Origin of the sequence: Alistipes montrealensis (assembly GCF_018362775.1) — a bacterium.
Taxonomy (GTDB): Bacteria; Bacteroidota; Bacteroidia; order Bacteroidales; family Rikenellaceae; genus Alistipes; species Alistipes montrealensis.
In genome coordinates this window covers 502,036-518,088 of sequence record NZ_JAGYXY010000002.1, presented here as the reverse complement: position 1 = coordinate 518,088, position 16,053 = coordinate 502,036, and the positions used below count along the sequence as shown (strand labels likewise).

Annotated in this window: 9 protein-coding genes; 5 read left to right on the top strand and 4 right to left on the bottom strand. The window is 58.1% G+C overall.

The genetic code is table 11. The features are described 5' to 3' along the window. Position 1: 1 nt before the first annotated feature. From KG007_RS05210 to KG007_RS05200, 3 genes are read right to left on the bottom strand one after another with little or no spacing between them, the layout of a single operon-like run. Positions 2–262: a hypothetical protein gene (locus tag KG007_RS05210; protein ID WP_213347595.1), complete on the bottom strand. Its 261-nt coding sequence runs from the start codon at positions 260–262 to the stop codon at positions 2–4. Further along, positions 262–2,622, bottom strand: a complete 2,361-nt coding sequence (locus KG007_RS05205; RefSeq protein ID WP_213347594.1) for a hypothetical protein — start codon at positions 2,620–2,622, stop codon at positions 262–264. Before KG007_RS05205 ends, KG007_RS05210 begins: the two co-directional genes overlap by 1 nt. Beyond that, complete coding sequence (locus KG007_RS05200; protein ID WP_213347593.1) at positions 2,613–3,584, bottom strand: hypothetical protein; 972 nt, start codon at positions 3,582–3,584, stop codon at positions 2,613–2,615. The genes KG007_RS05205 and KG007_RS05200 overlap by 10 nt, the downstream gene beginning before the upstream one ends. A gap of 386 nt (positions 3,585–3,970) precedes the next feature. Between KG007_RS05200 and KG007_RS05195 the strand changes: the two genes are divergently transcribed. The 3 genes from KG007_RS05195 to KG007_RS05185 all read left to right on the top strand — a co-directional run bounded on the left by KG007_RS05195 (position 3,971) and on the right by KG007_RS05185 (position 6,986). After that, on the top strand, positions 3,971–5,197 hold the full coding sequence (locus KG007_RS05195) for a glycoside hydrolase family 27 protein (protein WP_213347592.1): 1,227 nt from the start codon (positions 3,971–3,973) through the stop codon (positions 5,195–5,197). A 179-nt stretch (positions 5,198–5,376) separates the two neighbouring features. Continuing rightward, complete coding sequence (locus KG007_RS05190; protein ID WP_195459112.1) at positions 5,377–5,934, top strand: MqnA/MqnD/SBP family protein; 558 nt, start codon at positions 5,377–5,379, stop codon at positions 5,932–5,934. A 68-nt stretch (positions 5,935–6,002) separates the two neighbouring features. Further along, positions 6,003–6,986: a magnesium transporter CorA family protein gene (locus KG007_RS05185; protein WP_195459114.1), complete on the top strand. Its 984-nt coding sequence runs from the start codon at positions 6,003–6,005 to the stop codon at positions 6,984–6,986. A gap of 71 nt (positions 6,987–7,057) precedes the next feature. Here KG007_RS05185 and KG007_RS05180 read toward each other — a convergent pair whose 3' ends face one another. Continuing rightward, positions 7,058–10,990: a two-component regulator propeller domain-containing protein gene (locus tag KG007_RS05180; RefSeq protein WP_213347591.1), complete on the bottom strand. Its 3,933-nt coding sequence runs from the start codon at positions 10,988–10,990 to the stop codon at positions 7,058–7,060. A gap of 244 nt (positions 10,991–11,234) precedes the next feature. On the opposite strand from KG007_RS05180, the gene KG007_RS05175 reads away from it, so the two are divergent. Together KG007_RS05175 and KG007_RS05170 are read left to right on the top strand one after the other, a co-directional pair. Next, entirely contained in the window at positions 11,235–14,381 is a 3,147-nt protein-coding gene (locus KG007_RS05175) for a SusC/RagA family TonB-linked outer membrane protein (protein ID WP_213347590.1), read from the top strand. Between the two features lie 12 nt (positions 14,382–14,393). Continuing rightward, positions 14,394–16,049 (top strand): RagB/SusD family nutrient uptake outer membrane protein, encoded by a 1,656-nt coding sequence (locus KG007_RS05170; RefSeq protein ID WP_213347589.1) that lies wholly within the window; start codon positions 14,394–14,396, stop codon positions 16,047–16,049. Positions 16,050–16,053 lie beyond the last annotated feature (4 nt).

Here is a 16,053-nt window from a genome sequence, read left to right as displayed (position 1 = left end):
ATTAATGTTTGTAAGTGTTATAAAATGCGTTGCGCACCTTTTCGTAAGAGCAGCAGAGTTTCCCGGCTGTGACCTCGAAGGCTTCGCAGCGGGGCATGCCCTCCCTTTCGAGCCGCCCGATTTCGTCGCGGATAGCGCGCTGTTCACACCCCCGGCGGCTGACCAGCCCCAATTCGAACAACCGCAATACCGCCTGCCGGGTCGTAAGCCCCCGGACCTCCCGAAGCACCGCTTCGGCCAACAGTTCGTCGTGACGCGTCATCAGTCCTCCGAAAGGCGGTCGAACGTGCAGCGCACCGAGGCTTTCCCGGGGTCGTAGCCGCCGACGGCGTGCAGTACGGCCCGAACTACACCCGCCCCGGTGTCGATGCGAAAAACCGAGCGGATATCCGGCGCACCCGTACCGGGCGTCAGGAGCGCTTCGAACTCATGGGGCGCGAGCCGGAGCGAAAGGACAATCCGTTCGCGGACAGCCTCCCGGCGCACCTGCCGGTCGTAATAACGGTGCAGCCCTTCCAGCCCGTCGCGGTCCTCGAAACAAAGCGTGAACCCCGCTTCGGAAGCATCCCCCGCAAAGTGGAACGCCGCGAGCGGATATTCGGCCCGCCCCGACGGATAGCCCCACCGTTCGCCTCCGGGCAGCGGATGTATCCCGGCGTAGCGGACAATGCGGGGCGTAAAATTAGTGCCGTCCTCCTCCGCGTCGTCACGGTCGCCGACCTGCAGGATCAGCGCCGAAGGCGCATTGAGATAGTGCCCCACGCTGTTGAGCGAAGGGCTGAACAGCGGGTTGCGCAGCACCTTTTCGCCCTGCACCGCGGCATACGAATCCGCCGCGAAACTCCATGCCCCCAGCGGGATTTCCTGCCCGGCATCGAAGCGCGTCACCGCACCGTCGCCGTCCTGATACCGCCACGTCCGCACTTCGTGAATCTCCGGGGCGATCTGCACCCGCTCGACGGGCTGCGAAAAATCCGTTTTACCGCTCCAGTCCGCTTCGGGACCTGCTCCGAAAAACGCCTCTTCCGGCTCGATCCAGACCCTTCGGGTCGCCTCTTCGGTGTAAAACCGCAGGTTGAACAGATGCGCGAGGGCTTCGAGCAGGGCCGACTGCCGGATGCGGAGTTGCGCCACGTCGGCGAATGCGATCCGCGCCCCGAATCCCGGGGCCGAGAGGAACCGCGGCCGCAGCGAGCACTCCTTATGCAGGGTCAGCGACATCCCGGGCTCCGCTCCGGCGAAGTAAATCTGGTTGAAATACTTGGGCGACGCCGGCGAAACGGTCTCCGCGGCCGTACGGAGCCGCACCTCGACGGTCGTTTCGCCCGTCTCGCCGATGTAACCGTTGTAGAGCGCCCAGTCGCCCGGATACGCAACCCACTGCGAACCGCTGCGAACCAGCAGCACGGGGTCGGCGACGGTCCCCGACGCCGGGGTGGCGACCTGCGCCGAACGTGCCGCGAAGTCGGTCCACGTCGTCCCCGCCACGCCGTTGCGGGTATACGTCAGGCGGTACTGCGTCCCGGCAGTGTGGTCGAAGACCAGTGCGAGGTAGCCGAAATTCGGCACGATAGCATCGCGGAGGTCCTTATAGCGGTTTGCCAACCCGAATACGAATTCCGCCCCGGGACCGAGGTACACCGTGTCGAACCCTTTGAGCCGCGTCCGCGAAACGATACGGTGGGCGGTGGTGTATTTCAGGCAGTACTCGAATCCGGCGTTTATTTCGGCCGGCGGCGTGAAGACGATCTTACCGTTGTCCGTCGAGAAACAATTGCCGTTGTTGAAAAGTCCGCTGACCGCTTCGCCGTCGGCATCGACGCTCTGGGGCGTGGCCGTGTCGACGATGTTGCCCACGGAGTTGAGGATGGTCTTGGGGTTGGCCGCAACCCGTCCCAATTCATTGGCCGAGGCCGTTGCCGGGGCCAGCCGCCGCGCCGAAAAACCCATGCGTCCGGCCGCTGCCGTAGTGTCTCGCGAGGAGTAAGCGCCGCTCATGTAGAGCGACTGGAAGAACGCCGAATCGAAAAACCGGCTCCTGACCTCGTAGCCCGCCTCACGGAAAATCCGGTCGGCAAGCGTGGCGATGTGCAGAAACGGATGGTAATCCTCCACCGAAAGCAGGTGTTCCGCCGGAAGCAGGTCCGAGGAGCTGTTCTGCTGCCGGTATTCGTCGCGGTGGATGGGGAAGAACTTCACCGGGGAGTCGTCGGTCCAACTGTCGACGATCATCGTCGGCGTCAACTGAGCGTTCCACGTCACGCCCAGCGCATTGAACATGTTCCGTGCGGCATTTTCAGCCCATCCGGCCCCTCCGTCGCGGATTTCGAGCGTATAGCCTTCTCCCGAGGCGGCCAGCAGCCGCACCGTTCCCCCGATCAGCACCGCTCCTTCGGCCGACAATTCCGCCGTATGGAGCGCACCGTTGAATTGTCCTGCGGCGTGCGGGTCGCAGGCGAATCCCACGAGGCCATCGTTGCGCGGGGTTGCGGGGATCGTGATTTTCAGCGACCGCCCTTCGCGGCAGGCCTCCACATCGGCCGATTTCGCGGCATCATAGCCGGGCACAGCGACGCTCTCCGGCCCCAGGTCGCAAACTTTTCCGTCGATTCTCAGTTCCATGGCATGCGGATTTTGTGTTTAGGACGAACGGCGACCTCCAGGCAACACAGCGAGCCATGGCGGCGTACCACCGCCTCGCCGGTCGCAACGCTTACCGGCGTGTAACCGCTCTCCCCGGCGATCCACACCTCCGGAGCCGTCATCAGTTCGGCCAGGGCTTCCAGCACAGCGCAGGCCTCGTAGGCCGACACGAGCAGCATCTCGCATTCCGCGTCCGCCGCGACGACCATACGCCCTTCCGGGCCTTCGGCCTCCAGCCTCCCGGCACGGACCGTCGTCGTCCTCACCACAGGGAAGGTATAGTGTTCGACCGACCCTGCACTGCTGCGCCATGCCAGCCGGACCGCACCCTCGACAGCCGGCATTACCGAATAGACTGCCGTTCCGCACGCCCCGGCATCCACCGTTATGCACTCCGCACCCTGGAAATCGCGCGTGTCGAGGCGGAAAAGGTGCAGTCCGGATTCAGCCGTGCGGTAGCTTTCGGCCGTCGTAGAATCCCCGGCTTCGGCCGTCACCGTCACGGCACAGGCTCCGGAGGTTAACAATGTCAGTTCGTCGCACGCGCCCTCCGGAATCAGCCGGTTCAGAGGCATCGAGGTGCGCAGGCACGGCCCTGCGGGAACCTCGACGCCCGGCAGGAACGTACGCGCCGGGGATGTTGCCGCGATTGTCCCGTCGTCCGTTTCCGAGGCTTCGACAACGACCGAGACGGTCCTTCCCCCGGTGGAATAAAACCCGGTTTTACCCGTTGCAGGGACGAACCGGAGTTGGCGGCGCAGGTAGGGCGCCGCGTCGAATGCGGCTTCGGTTACGGCCGCAAACCGTTTTGCGCCCAGCAGCGCAGCGTCTGCGGCTCCGGCAATCCGGATGTCGATGTTCCCGGCCTCCTCCCGGCTGACGGCATAGCGGAGTTCCCCGCCGAGCGGGGCGTACTGTTGCGGAATTTGTGTGAATTGCATGGAAATGTTTTTAGAGATGATGACATGGGTAAGAGAGGCCTGCCCGGCAGAAAAGGAGAAAGAAACAGGGACGGCACATCCGGACCCGAAATGCGTCCGGGTTGTTAACAACGGGTTGAAAACTTGTTGATAAGCAGAAATAACAATTCACAATTTTCAGAAACAGAGCTGTTTCTACATGTTGATAACTTGACCGCCGCGACGGCTGGCTGTGAATTGTACGGCAAATATACAACACCGGATACCCCCTTGTCAAGACCCCGGAGCACTTTTTCTAAATTTTATGGAAAAACAAGCCCGATTTTCGTGAAAGTAGCTATATTTGTAATAAGTTTTATAAATTATCAAATTATAGATAAATTTATTTACCAACCAAACTAATAATTATGAAACGATTTCTTTTCCTTTGCGCTGCCCTCTGCTGTGCGGCGATCACCCATGCCCAGAAATGGGAGGGCCTTGCCGAAACCCCTCCGATGGGCTGGAGCTCCTGGAACAAATTCGGCCGCAACGTCGACGAGCGGATGATTCGGGAGACGGCCGATGCCATGGTCGCTTCGGGCCTTGCCGACGCCGGGTATGTTTACATCAACATCGACGACTGCTGGCACGCTCCCGATCGTGACGCCGACGGATTTCCGCAGTGCGACCCGGAACATTTTCCCGGCGGCATGAAGGCGCTTGCGGACTACATCCACGCCCGGGGACTGAAATTGGGTATCTACTCCGACGCCGGACACAAGACCTGCGCCGGACGTTTCGGCAGCCTCGGACACGAATACCAGGACGCCCTCCAGTATGCCCGCTGGGGAATCGACTACCTGAAATACGACTGGTGTCACAATGAAAATATCAACCCGGTAGGGGCCTATACGCTGATGCGCGATGCGCTTCGCGCCGCGGGCCGCCCGATCCTTTTCTCGATGTGCGAATGGGGCTCCAACAAACCCTGGGAATGGGCGTCGGAGGTCGGCCACATGTGGCGTTCGACGGGGGATATCGGCGCGGTGTTCGCCGGTCCGATAGAGGCCGAGCCCGGCGCATGGAAACCCCGCACCGTGCTGGAGAACCTCGACTCCAACGCCGGACTGCGCCGCTATGCCGGACCGGGCCACTGGAACGATCCCGACATGCTCGAAGTCGGCAACGGCATGTCGGTGAACCAGGACCGCGCGCACTTCACGATGTGGTGCATGATGGCCGCCCCGCTGATTCTGGGCAACGACCTCCGCGCGATGCCGCAAGAGACGGCGGCCATCCTGCTCAACAAGGAGGCAATTGCCATCGACCAGGATCCGCTGGGTGTGCAGGGGCTTCGCTACGAAACGGATAACGGACTGGAAATCTGGTTCAAGCCGCTGGCCGGCGGCGACTGGGCTTTCTGCCTTTTCAACCGCACGCAGGAACCGCGCCGTTACCTGATCGACTGGCGGCGCTTCTGCTTCACCGACGTGGAGGTCTCGCAGCGCTCGACAGATTTCGACAAGGTGGTCTACCAGGGGCGCGATCTCTGGTCCGGAGGCAAACCGTTTCGCACGAACCGCGTCCGTGAGGTGCTCGTTCCGGCCGAGGACGTGGTGCTTTACCGCCTGACCCCGGTTAAGACGAACTGATTCTGCGGACTGTTCCCCGCCCGCCCCCGGAAACCCCGTGTTTTCGGGGGTGGCGTCTTTTGCGGCGCGGCTGCGGCCCGCTGCGGAGCCGTTCCGAAAAGAAATCTTTCGTATTTCGCCCTTTTTTCAGGAATATATCCTATCTTTGTTCCACGAACCAACAGTTTTACACTTTATGGATGATGGTCATAGTTCCACGTATAGCCGCCGTGTCGTGCCTCAGCACGACGCCATTCATCTATGGTATTCAGCACGCAGATAACTTCCGTGCCGAATTGTTGTTGTCCGATCCTTCCGAAGTAATCCGCACCTTTTCCGAACACAAAGCCGACATCGCCCTGGTGTCTGCCGCCGCCGTGCCGTCGCTGGCCGGGGCACGCATCATCACCGAATATTGTGTCGGAGGCGTTCCCGCCGCAAAGGAGGCGCTGCTCACCAGCGACGACGTATTCGCCGAGGCGTGGAAACCGTTCGGAAAACTTCCCTGCGCCTTCGCCGTCTGGGTGGCGCACGCCGACGTGGACCCCGACACGGTCGAGGCCCTGCAGCACGCACTGACCTACGGTCTCGAACACAGCTATGAAGCGATCCTCGAATCGGCCTTCGCAGCCGATCCCGGGCACGCTTACGGGGAACTGGCACATTTCGACTACATCTTCGACAATCAGAAAGACAAAGCGCTGAAAAAGTTCTGGAACTCGGGCCTCAAGGTAGCCCCGAGAGCCAATCCCGGCTGAAGAGCCTAGCGGGCAGCGGTCCGCCTCTCTGCACGTAAACGGATTCACGAACTTTAAGAGAGCGTCTTATGATTACAATTTACCTCAAGCAATACAACAAGATCATCCGCAATGCCGACACCAAGCTCTTCGATGAACTGGGCTACGACGACATCCTGTGGATCGACATGTTGCTGCCTACGATCAAGGAGCAGAAGGCCGTCGAGAACTTCATGGAGATCAGCCTCCAGACCAAACAACAGGTCGAGGAGATCGAGTCGACCTCGAAATACTCCGAGAACGAAAACTCCATCATCTCCAACTCTAATTTCTTCGTCCCCACGGGCGACTCGTTTATCGTCGAACCGGTGTCGTTCATCATTTCGAACGAGGGCGTGCTCGTATCGGTGCGCAACGCCGAATTCAGGACCTTCCGCGAGACGGAAAAGCGGCTCCAGATGAACTACCGCAGTTACTCGACCGGTTACCACCTCTTCATTTCACTGCTGGAAGTACGCATCGACTTCGATGCCGACCTCGTGGAGCTGATCGCCAAACAGGTCGCAGCGCTCTCGAAGGACATCAACTCCGAGGACTCGATCGACAAGGAGGTGCTCCACCGTATCAGCGCCCTGCAGGAGTCGACGATGTCGCTGCGCGAGAATATCTTCGACCGCCAGCGCGTACTCTCGGGCATCCTGCGCTCGGAGCGGTTCCCCAACGACATCTACCCGCGCCTGCAACTGATGATCAAGGACGTGAACTCGCTGATCAACCATGCCGACTTCAGTTTCCAGCGACTCGACTATATCCAGGACGCGGCGCTGGGTCTGATCAACATCGAGCAGAACGAGATCGTCAAGATCTTCTCCGTGGCAGCCGTGATCTTCATGCCTGCGACGCTCATCGCGTCGATTTACGGCATGAACTTCAAGTTCATGCCCGAACTGGACTGGACGCTGACGCTCGGCAACGGCTGGAACATCCCCCTGGGCTACATCTTCGCCATCGGGATGATGATCTTCTGTTCTGCACTGACGATCTGGTACTTCAAGTACAAAAAGTGGCTCTGACGATTCCGGCCCCATAAGGGGCGTCCATCCGGACAGCCCCGATAAAACCGAAGAACGCGAATAAGGCTTCCTTATTCGCGTTCTTCCATATCTTCCATCTTCTGCTTTCGGTAGCTCTTCGGCGTACAGTCGTATTTCGCCTGGAAGTTCTTGAAGAACGTTCCCCTGTTGGTAAATCCGGCCTTATAGATGATTTCGTCGACGGAAAGTTTCGTCTTCGTCAGCAGGTGCTCCGCATACGTAAGCCGGTATTCCCGGATGATGTTGCTCGGGGTGACGGTCACGATCCCGTCGAGCCTGTGATACAGGTTCCTCAGGCTTATGCCCATTTTCCGGGCGATCGTCCCGGTCGTCATTCCGCTGTCCGAAATGTTGTCCTGAATGACTTTGAACATCTTTTCGAGGAACATCTTGTCCTCGCTGTGCAGCATCTTGCCGCCGCTGAATTCGTAGACGCTGATGGCCGAATTGTAATATTCCCGGAGCGAACTGATCCGGTTTAGATTCTGCTTCACGGCAGCTTGCAGCGCCTTGACGTTTATGGGCAGGGACAGTACCGAGTCCGCATATTCATCCGTCAGCGAATCGACATGCTGCAGGCTGGTAATAAGCACGATGGGAATCTTGACCGTCATCCGGTCCTTCTTGACGGAAACCATCAGCGCCTCGATTTCGCTCCGCATCGAGATATTCTCGCAAAGAATGATGTCGGGATGCCCGGCCTGCATCCCCTCGGTGAATTTCGCCGGCTTGCTGAAGGTTCGAATATTATACTCTTCGGAGAACATATCCGCGATGGAGTTGATGATTCCCGCATCGGAGCCGATAATGAACAGGGTTTGCCTGTCGGCCGCCGTGTCGAACTGCCGGATACCCTCCTTTTCGATCATCAGGATATGGCTGTTCAGCAGGTATTCCTCCGTAAACTCCCCGATGGAGTCCTGGGTTGTGTCCGTCCGGGAATCGGAAACGGTGAGCGGCGGAAGTTCGATTTCGAACGAGAAAGAGCCGCCGTTATCCCGAAACCGCATCACACCGCCGAGCCGCGCCACATAATTGAAGCAGACGACAAGCCGCATCTCGTCCTGAAAGGACTTGCCCTGTTTGCCCCGCTTCTGAAAGTCCGCCATGATGTCGTACCGGTCGGTCAGCCGCCTGAAATCCGCTTCACCGATCCATTTGCCTTCGACTTCGAGCCGGATAACGAACCGGTCCCCGTCGGACGTTATTTCGAACCCGATCCGCCCCTTCCGGACCACATGGAGGAAGGCATTGGTCATCATCATATCCGTTATGGCGGCAACCCGTTTCGGGTCACTCGTCCAAAGAAGCCCCTGGGGCACGTCGACCCTGAGCGCAATCCCCTTCTCTTCCGCCAACGACACGTAACTCTTCGTGATCTCCATCATGTATTCCGTGACGGAGAATATTTTCACGTTTACCTTGTTCGACTCGCTCGACTCCCTGAAATCATGCAGCATGTGGATGATATTGCCCAACTTCGCGCTCTGCTGGAGAATCCTTTTCATGCGCATCCGGATGTAATCATCGGATTCGGGGTATTCTAAAATCTGCTGGCAGGGTACGGACACCATGAATACCGGAACAGCCATCTGCTGGGCGAGGTTCTCCATCAGGTGGAGCTGCGAATCGAGAGCCTCTTCTTTCCGGCTGGCTTCCAGCCGTTCCATGGCCGCCGCCCTTTTCCGCCAGCGTCTTTTATACAGATGCCGGCCGGCCAGAGCAGTGGTAAGCAAAAACAGGAGCAGATAGGCGCATTTGGCGAACCGGCTGCTGTACCAGGGGGCCTTGATGATGATCGTCAGGGATTTGACCGGACTGGTATCTCCCGTGATAATATTCTTGTATCGTACGTTCAACCGGTATTTCCCGGGATTCTTTTCCGCGAACAGGATCTCCGAAGGGGATTCCATCCATCGGTTCTCCGCCTCTTCGATCTTGTAGAGATAGACATAATTGCTGCCGTTGATGTAGTCGAGGGCGATTACACCCACATCGTAGAGCCTTTCACGGGGACCGATGACCAACGTACTGTCTTCGCGGACCGCATCTTCGAAAGGAATCAGCCGGTCGTCGATCCGCACGCTCCGGAAAAGCAGTTCGGGATAGAACGGTTCGGCCTTGTAGCGGGTCTGCTCCATAACGACGAATCCGTTGGTTCCCCCGAAGAACAGCGTATTGCTCCGAGGGTCCTTATAGGCGGCCCCGTCGCTGTATTCAATGGTGTATATCCCGTACGAATACCCGTATTTCGCCTGGTAGGAGGTTTGCGGGTCGTACCTTACGAGCCCGCTGTTCGTAGTAAGGAAGAGTTTTCCTTCGCTGTCTTCGAGTATCCCGTGAATGATATTGCGGATGGGAGTTTCCCGCACGGTTCCGTCGTCTTCGAGCTGGAGCAGTCCCCAACTCGTCCCGATCCAGAGTTTCCCGTCTTTGGCACGAAGGATGGCCCAGACATCGTTGGCTATCTCCGCCCGCGAGTCGTCGAACGTGGTGACGGTACAAGTGTCGCTGTCGGGAAAGTAATGGACCAGCCCGCCTCCGCGATTGCCGATCCAGAGCGTATGGTCCACATCTTCGAACAAGGTGAAAAAGAAGTTCTTGTTCTCCAGCGCTTTCCCGAAATCCAGTTTCTTCCACTCCCGGACATAAGGAATACCGCCCTTGTCGCCGATAACCAGCCGGAAGACGCCGCACCCCACCGTAGCGACCCACAACGTATCCCTGTCGCTCTCCCGAATGGCGTGCACATAACGCAGGTCCGGAGGCACATCTCCGCCCAGCGTCCGGATTTCGTTCCCGGCGAATGACTTGTAATTGATCCCGGCCCCTTCGGACCCGATCCACACAAGCCCCCGGGAGCTCTCCTCCAAAGCGAACACGGCGTGATCGGCAAGCCCCGACCCCGGACCGTTTATCTGGACGATCTCCGTCGGCTTGTCGGCCGTGGAGAATCCGGGAATCTGAATGATACCTTCCCCTTTCGTCGCAAACCACAGCGTGCCCCGCGAATCGAGCAGCAGGCTCCGGACCGGTTTGGAAAGGTTGTAAGGCAGTTTGTCGTAGCTGTACGAATGGAACGACACCTCGCCGTTCGCATACATGAACAATCCCTGCCCGTCGCTGCCGATCCAAACGATATCCTGCTTCGCATCCCTGAGCAGGCAGAACACGCCGCAGTTGATGTCCAACCGCTCCATGACATATTTACGGGGGCTTTCCGGCGTAAAACGAAGTTTTGTCACGCCGTCGAAAAGGAAGGAAACAAGAAAATCGTTGCCGTAACGGATCGCATAGGAAACCATTCCGTACCGACTGATCTCCGAACGGATATTCGCGATATATTCGAGCACTTCCGTCGCCGGATCGAAGCTATACAACACGCCTTTGGCGTCGATCAGTATCACCGTATCCTTGTCTGCAAAGGCATAACTGAGTTCTATCGGCAGCACCCGGTCGAATCCCCCGAAATTGCACGGCTCTCCCGGTTTCCGGGCCGCGAAAGCCGTCCGGTAAATTCCGTCCTTCCGGAAAACAAAGACAGAATCGCTCTTTCCGGTCCAGGAAGTGAGGTACGAATCGAACCGAAATGCATCCGGAATCCGCTGAAAAGAGGCGGTTTCCTCACAATAGCCGTAGAAACTGCCGTCCTGGGTGAGTACGATCGTCTCGGATTTGTCCCGGCTGATCAGAAAATAGGTTCCCTGAAACTCCTTGTGCTGTTCGACGACCTTGGTCCGGTGCATGAGATCGAGACCGTAATTGGTCCGGAGCCAGTAGTATCGGTCCCGGGTGGGCTGGATCTTCTCGATCAGGTTTCCCGACAGAGGTTTCATCCCGCTGCCTTCCTGCGGATAGCAGACCATGCGCTGTCCGTCCCACAGATTGAGGCCTTCGCAGGTCCCGAGCCAGATATAACCGTCCGTGTCCTGGTTCAGGCACAGAATAGAGTTATTGCTGATCCCCTCCCTGCTGGAGATCATTCTCAGATTACCGGCAAAAAGCCCCGGACACCAGCACGTAAGGACCGTACTTGCAAAAATGAGTAAAAAGACGTTTCTATTGCCCACGTTCGTACTATTTGCCCCGAAATTAAGCCAATTTTTTCATAAATCAGCACGAAAGTACAAATCTGTACTTAAATGGCATAAAATCGTACATACGTCTATTCAATAATAAATATGTTTGTATGGAGAAACCATGCAACCTTTATTCTAATAACCACTTATGATCAAGAAATCTACTTTTAGCACCTTTGCGCGCTATTCGCTCGCATTGCTGTGGTGTCTGATCGCAACCGGCATTTCCGGCGTCTACGGACAATCCGGTGCGAAATCGGTAAGCGGCAGGATTGTGGATGAGAAAGGCCAACCGCTAATCGGGGTGTCCGTACTCGTTGAAGGCACAGTCAACGGTACGGCTACCAATGCAGACGGAACCTATCTCATCAAGGGCGTCAAGGACACCGACAACCTGAAGTTCGTCTACCTCGGCTACAAGACAGTCGTGGAGGCGGTCGGCAAAAAGACCGAAATCTCGGTGACCATGGCCGAAGACACGAGTTACCTGGACGAAGTAGTCGTCATCGGCTACGGAACGACGACAAGGCGTCACATCACCTCGGCCATTTCCACCGTAAACCGGGAAGACCTGGCGGACCGGCCGGTCGCCAACATCCAGCAGGCCCTTCAGGGAACGGCGGCCAACCTGATTATCCAGACACGCAACTACGACCCGACGGGCGGCGACCAGATGAACCTCTCCATCCGCGGCGTCAACACGATAGGCAACAACTCGCCGCTGGTCGTGATCGACGGAGTCCCGCAGGCCGAGGCATCCCGGATGAACGACCTCAACCCGAACGACATCGAATCCGTCAACATCCTGAAAGATGCGGGCTCCTCGGCCATCTACGGCGCACGTTCGTCCAACGGCGTCATCCTGATTACGACCAAGCAGGGTCACCGGGAAACGGCTCCGAGCATCACCTTCAGCGCCCAGCTCGGCGCCCAGGACCCGCACATCCTCTGGGACCCGGTTCCTTCGTACAAGAACTCGATCCTGCGAAACGAGGCGCTTACCAATTCGGGGCTCAACCCGATCTTCTCGGCAAGCGAAATTCAGGACATGTACGTACACGGGGATTGCGAACCCTTCGTAAAGCAGGCCATGAAAACCGCCATGCAGCAGAATTACAACCTGAGCGTTTCCGGCGGAACGGCACATACGACCTACATGCTGTCGGCAGGATACTTCGACCAGGAATCCAACTACATCGGCCCCGACTACGGCAAGCAGCGCTACAACGTGCGTTCGAACATATCGACGCAGTGGGGCCGCCTCAAAGTCGGCGCCAATGTCAGCTATACGCGGGCCGAAACCAAATCCCCGACGACCAGCGGATTCCTCTTCGCCGACCTCGCCCGGTTCCCGACCTATTACTTTATGCGCACGATGGACGGCAACGGAACCTTCTACGCCAACAACTATAAATACGGAGGCTGCGGAGCCGTCTTCGGCGGACTTGTCGGGGGGGGGTACAACAAGTATGACAACGACTACATCAGCGGTGTTTTCAACGCCGAATTCGAGATCGTCAAGGGCCTCAAGCTCCGCGGAGTCCTCAGCGCCGAATCGCGCAGCGAGCACCGCTTTTCCGACCACTTTTCCTATTACGTAGTTACCGACAACGGCGCCAATTGGTCGGACTCCTCGACCGCAGCGCTGGCCGGCAGCACGACCGATCCCGCCGACGACTGGGTGGGAAAAGACACCTACCTCAACGGACAGGTACTTCTGGATTTCAACCGCACATTCGCCGAAAAGCACAACATTACCGCATTGGCCGGCTGGTCCCAGGAGTCGAAAAAGCACTATTCCTTAAGCGTATCGAAAAAATACCTCAACGACCTGAATCAACCCAGCGACGGAACCGTCGTGGTCGACGAGGATACGAAACTGTCGACACAGGACAACACCCGTTCGGCGCTGCAATCCTATTTCGGGCGTATCGGCTACTCCTACGACGATAAATACTACGTCGAATTTACGGCCCGCTACGACATGTCGTCCAAATTCCTCAAGGTTCGCAACGGAGGCTTCTTCCCGGCTGTTTCCGTAGGCTGGCGCCTCTCGCAGGAGGGCTTCATGGGCGACTACCGCAACAAGGTCGGCGACCTCAAGTTCAGGGCCTCGTACGGCGTCAACGGCAACCAGCAGGACGTAGGCCTCTACGACTTCATGACGACCTACGGCATCTGGACGAACGCCTACGGGTTCAACGGCTCGAGTGTTCCGGGCCTGATGTTCACCATGGGTAACGAAGCCCTCACCTGGGAACGTTCCAAAACCTTCAACATCGGTCTCGACGCATCGTTCTTCGCAAACCGGCTCAATGTAAGTTTCGACTATTTCTACAAACGGACCTCCGACATCCTGCTTCCGGCCATCGTCCCGGGCGTCTTCGGCGCGAGCATTGCCAAGGAAAACCGTGGCGTGATGGACAACCAGGGCTGGGAAGTCACACTGAACTACAACCTCGTGCGCGGCAGTTGGGACCACAAGTTCTCGCTCAACATCGCCGACTCGAAAAACGAAGTCGTGACGTACGGCACGCCGAAAATCTCGTCCAACGACGGCGTCACGGTCCTGATCCAGGAAGGACTTCCCCTCAACTCCTATTACGGCTATAAGGTAGCCGGCTATTTTTCCGGTTACGACGAAATTCAGGAAGCCGCCATTCCCTCGACGATCGACCGTTCGCAGCTCCGTCCGGGAGATGTCCGCTATGTGGATGTCAACGGCGACGGCGTGATCGACATCAACGACCGCGCCTACCTGGGTTACGGTTTCCCGCGCTACACCTTCGGATTCAGCTACAATGTCCGTTGGAAGGGACTGGACCTCGGGCTGATGCTCCAGGGCGTCCTGAAGCGTACGAGCGCCATCCGCGGCGAGCTGGTCGAGCCGTTCCACAGCGACTACGGCATGACCATGTACGAGCACCAGCTCGACTACTGGACACCCCAGAACACCGATGCAAAGTGGCCCCGCCTGGCAACGAAAGGAACCGTCAGCGCCACCAACAACTGGGGACAGGCCGGCTCGGAGCTGAACATGATCACCGGAGCTTATCTGCGCGTGAAGAATATCCAGCTCGGCTATACCCTGCCTAAAAGATGGACCCAGAAGTTCGGCTGCAAGAGCCTGCGCATCTATCTGGACGCCCAAAATCCGCTGACACTTACGAAATACGGCTTCGTGGACCCCGAGTCCTCGGAATTCGGCAGCAACATGGGACGTTCGGGAGCCAACTCGGTCCGTAATTACCCGGCCCTGCGCTATTGGGGCGGCGGAATCAATCTGACTTTCTAAAAAGCTAAGTTTATGAAAAAGTACACTATATTATCGTTTCTGCTGGTCGGCCTGGCCGGTTGCGTGGGCATCGAACAGTATCCTACCAACTCCTACTCCGACGCAACGTTCTGGAACTACGAGGACAACTGCATGGCCGCCCTCTACCTGGGATACAACCAGTATTGGAGTGCCGACCGTTACTTCGGAAACAACCTCCTTTCCGACGACGTTTACGGCAGCCGCCACACGACGAGTTCCACGGAAACGGCGACAGGGCTCGCAACGACGAACGGCGGCCGTTTCTCGGACGAATGGAAAGAGTGCTACCAGGAACTGCGTACCATCCATACCGCGCTGGACAACCAGGACCGCATGAATATCAGGAGCGAAGTCAAGTCGCGGCTCATCGCGGAACTCCGACTGCTGAGGGCCTTTACCTATATGCGCCTCACGGCGTGGTTCGGCGACGTTCCCTTCCTGACGAGCAATCCCACGCTGCCGGAGTCGAAAACGATCAAACGCACCAGCGCGGATTATATCAAGCAGTTCATCCATTCCGAGCTGGAAGAGGTTTCGCACATCCTTCCGAAGAACACGGCGCTCACCGCAGCCGAGAACGGACGCGTGACCTGCGGAACCGCCGTCGCGCTCAACGCCCGGGCCTACCTGCTCGACAACGATTTCGAGAATTGCGCCCGGGAGTGTGCGAAACTCATCAACAGCGATGAATACGGAACCTATGCGCTCGCCGACAACTATACGGACCTCTTCACCAACGGACATTACGGCCCCGAATCGATCATGACCATCGAATTCGCCTACGAAGGCGGCGTGGAGAACATCAAGCGGAGCTGGGCCACCGGTCCGAGAATCCCGCAGTCGATCGGCGCAGGAGCCGAAGTCGCCTTCTCGCCCACGCAGGAGTTGGTAGATTGTTTCCGCAAGACGGACGGCACGGTGGCCGACGATACGGACTACGAAGACCGCGACCTGCGTTTCTACGCAACGATAGCTTATAACGGCTGCACCCTCCAGATTCCGGAAGCCAAATCCTGCAAGATCATCGGTTCGGAAGGGGTCGGCAAAGGGACCTATACCTGCTGGACCAATCCGGCCGACGAGACGGCGGCCCAGAAAAAGGATCCCGCCCTGGGAGATTCGTACAACGGCACGAACGACCGGACACTGACGGGTTATTACAACATCAAGAACTACGTAGCCAACACGGTCGGCTCGGGCGGCGGTTCCTACAAACCGCTGATGGAGATCCGTTATGCCGACGTATTGCTCATGTACGCCGAATCGATGTTCGAAACCGGCAAGATGACCGCCGACGTATGGAACGCCACGATCTTCCCGCTCCGCAAAAGAGCCGGATTCTCGAACGACTACTGCGCTTATCCCGGCGGCGATGACCTCCGCCAGGCAATCCGCGACGAACGCCGCACCGAACTCGCCCTCGAAGGCCGCAGATGCTTCGACCTGCGCCGCTGGGCGGCCCTCGACAACCCCTCCATCAAGTCCACGGGAGCGGCAGTCCTCACCTCCAGGGCGACCGGAGCTCCATTCCTCGACGACGGAAGCAACATCCAGTGCCCGGCATCCTACAACATGAAATATTGGTTCCCCATTCCCCAGAGCGAACGGGACATCAACCACAACCTCACGCAGAATCCCGGCTGGTAAACCG

Excerpts from the sequence above, each read along its gene's own strand:
- KG007_RS05210 (WP_213347595.1), bottom strand. The coding sequence starts at position 262 with ATGACGCGTCACGACGAACTGTTGGCCGAAGCGGTGCTTCGGGAGGTC.
- KG007_RS05205 (WP_213347594.1), bottom strand. The coding sequence starts at position 2,622 with ATGGAACTGAGAATCGACGGAAAAGTTTGCGACCTGGGGCCGGAGAGC.
- KG007_RS05200 (WP_213347593.1), bottom strand. The coding sequence starts at position 3,584 with ATGCAATTCACACAAATTCCGCAACAGTACGCCCCGCTCGGCGGGGAA.
- KG007_RS05195 (WP_213347592.1), top strand. The coding sequence starts at position 3,971 with ATGAAACGATTTCTTTTCCTTTGCGCTGCCCTCTGCTGTGCGGCGATC.
- KG007_RS05190 (WP_195459112.1), top strand. The coding sequence starts at position 5,377 with ATGATGGTCATAGTTCCACGTATAGCCGCCGTGTCGTGCCTCAGCACG.
- KG007_RS05185 (WP_195459114.1), top strand. The coding sequence starts at position 6,003 with ATGATTACAATTTACCTCAAGCAATACAACAAGATCATCCGCAATGCC.
- KG007_RS05180 (WP_213347591.1), bottom strand. The coding sequence starts at position 10,990 with ATGATCTCCAGCAGGGAGGGGATCAGCAATAACTCTATTCTGTGCCTG.
- KG007_RS05175 (WP_213347590.1), top strand. The coding sequence starts at position 11,235 with ATGATCAAGAAATCTACTTTTAGCACCTTTGCGCGCTATTCGCTCGCA.
- KG007_RS05170 (WP_213347589.1), top strand. The coding sequence starts at position 14,394 with ATGAAAAAGTACACTATATTATCGTTTCTGCTGGTCGGCCTGGCCGGT.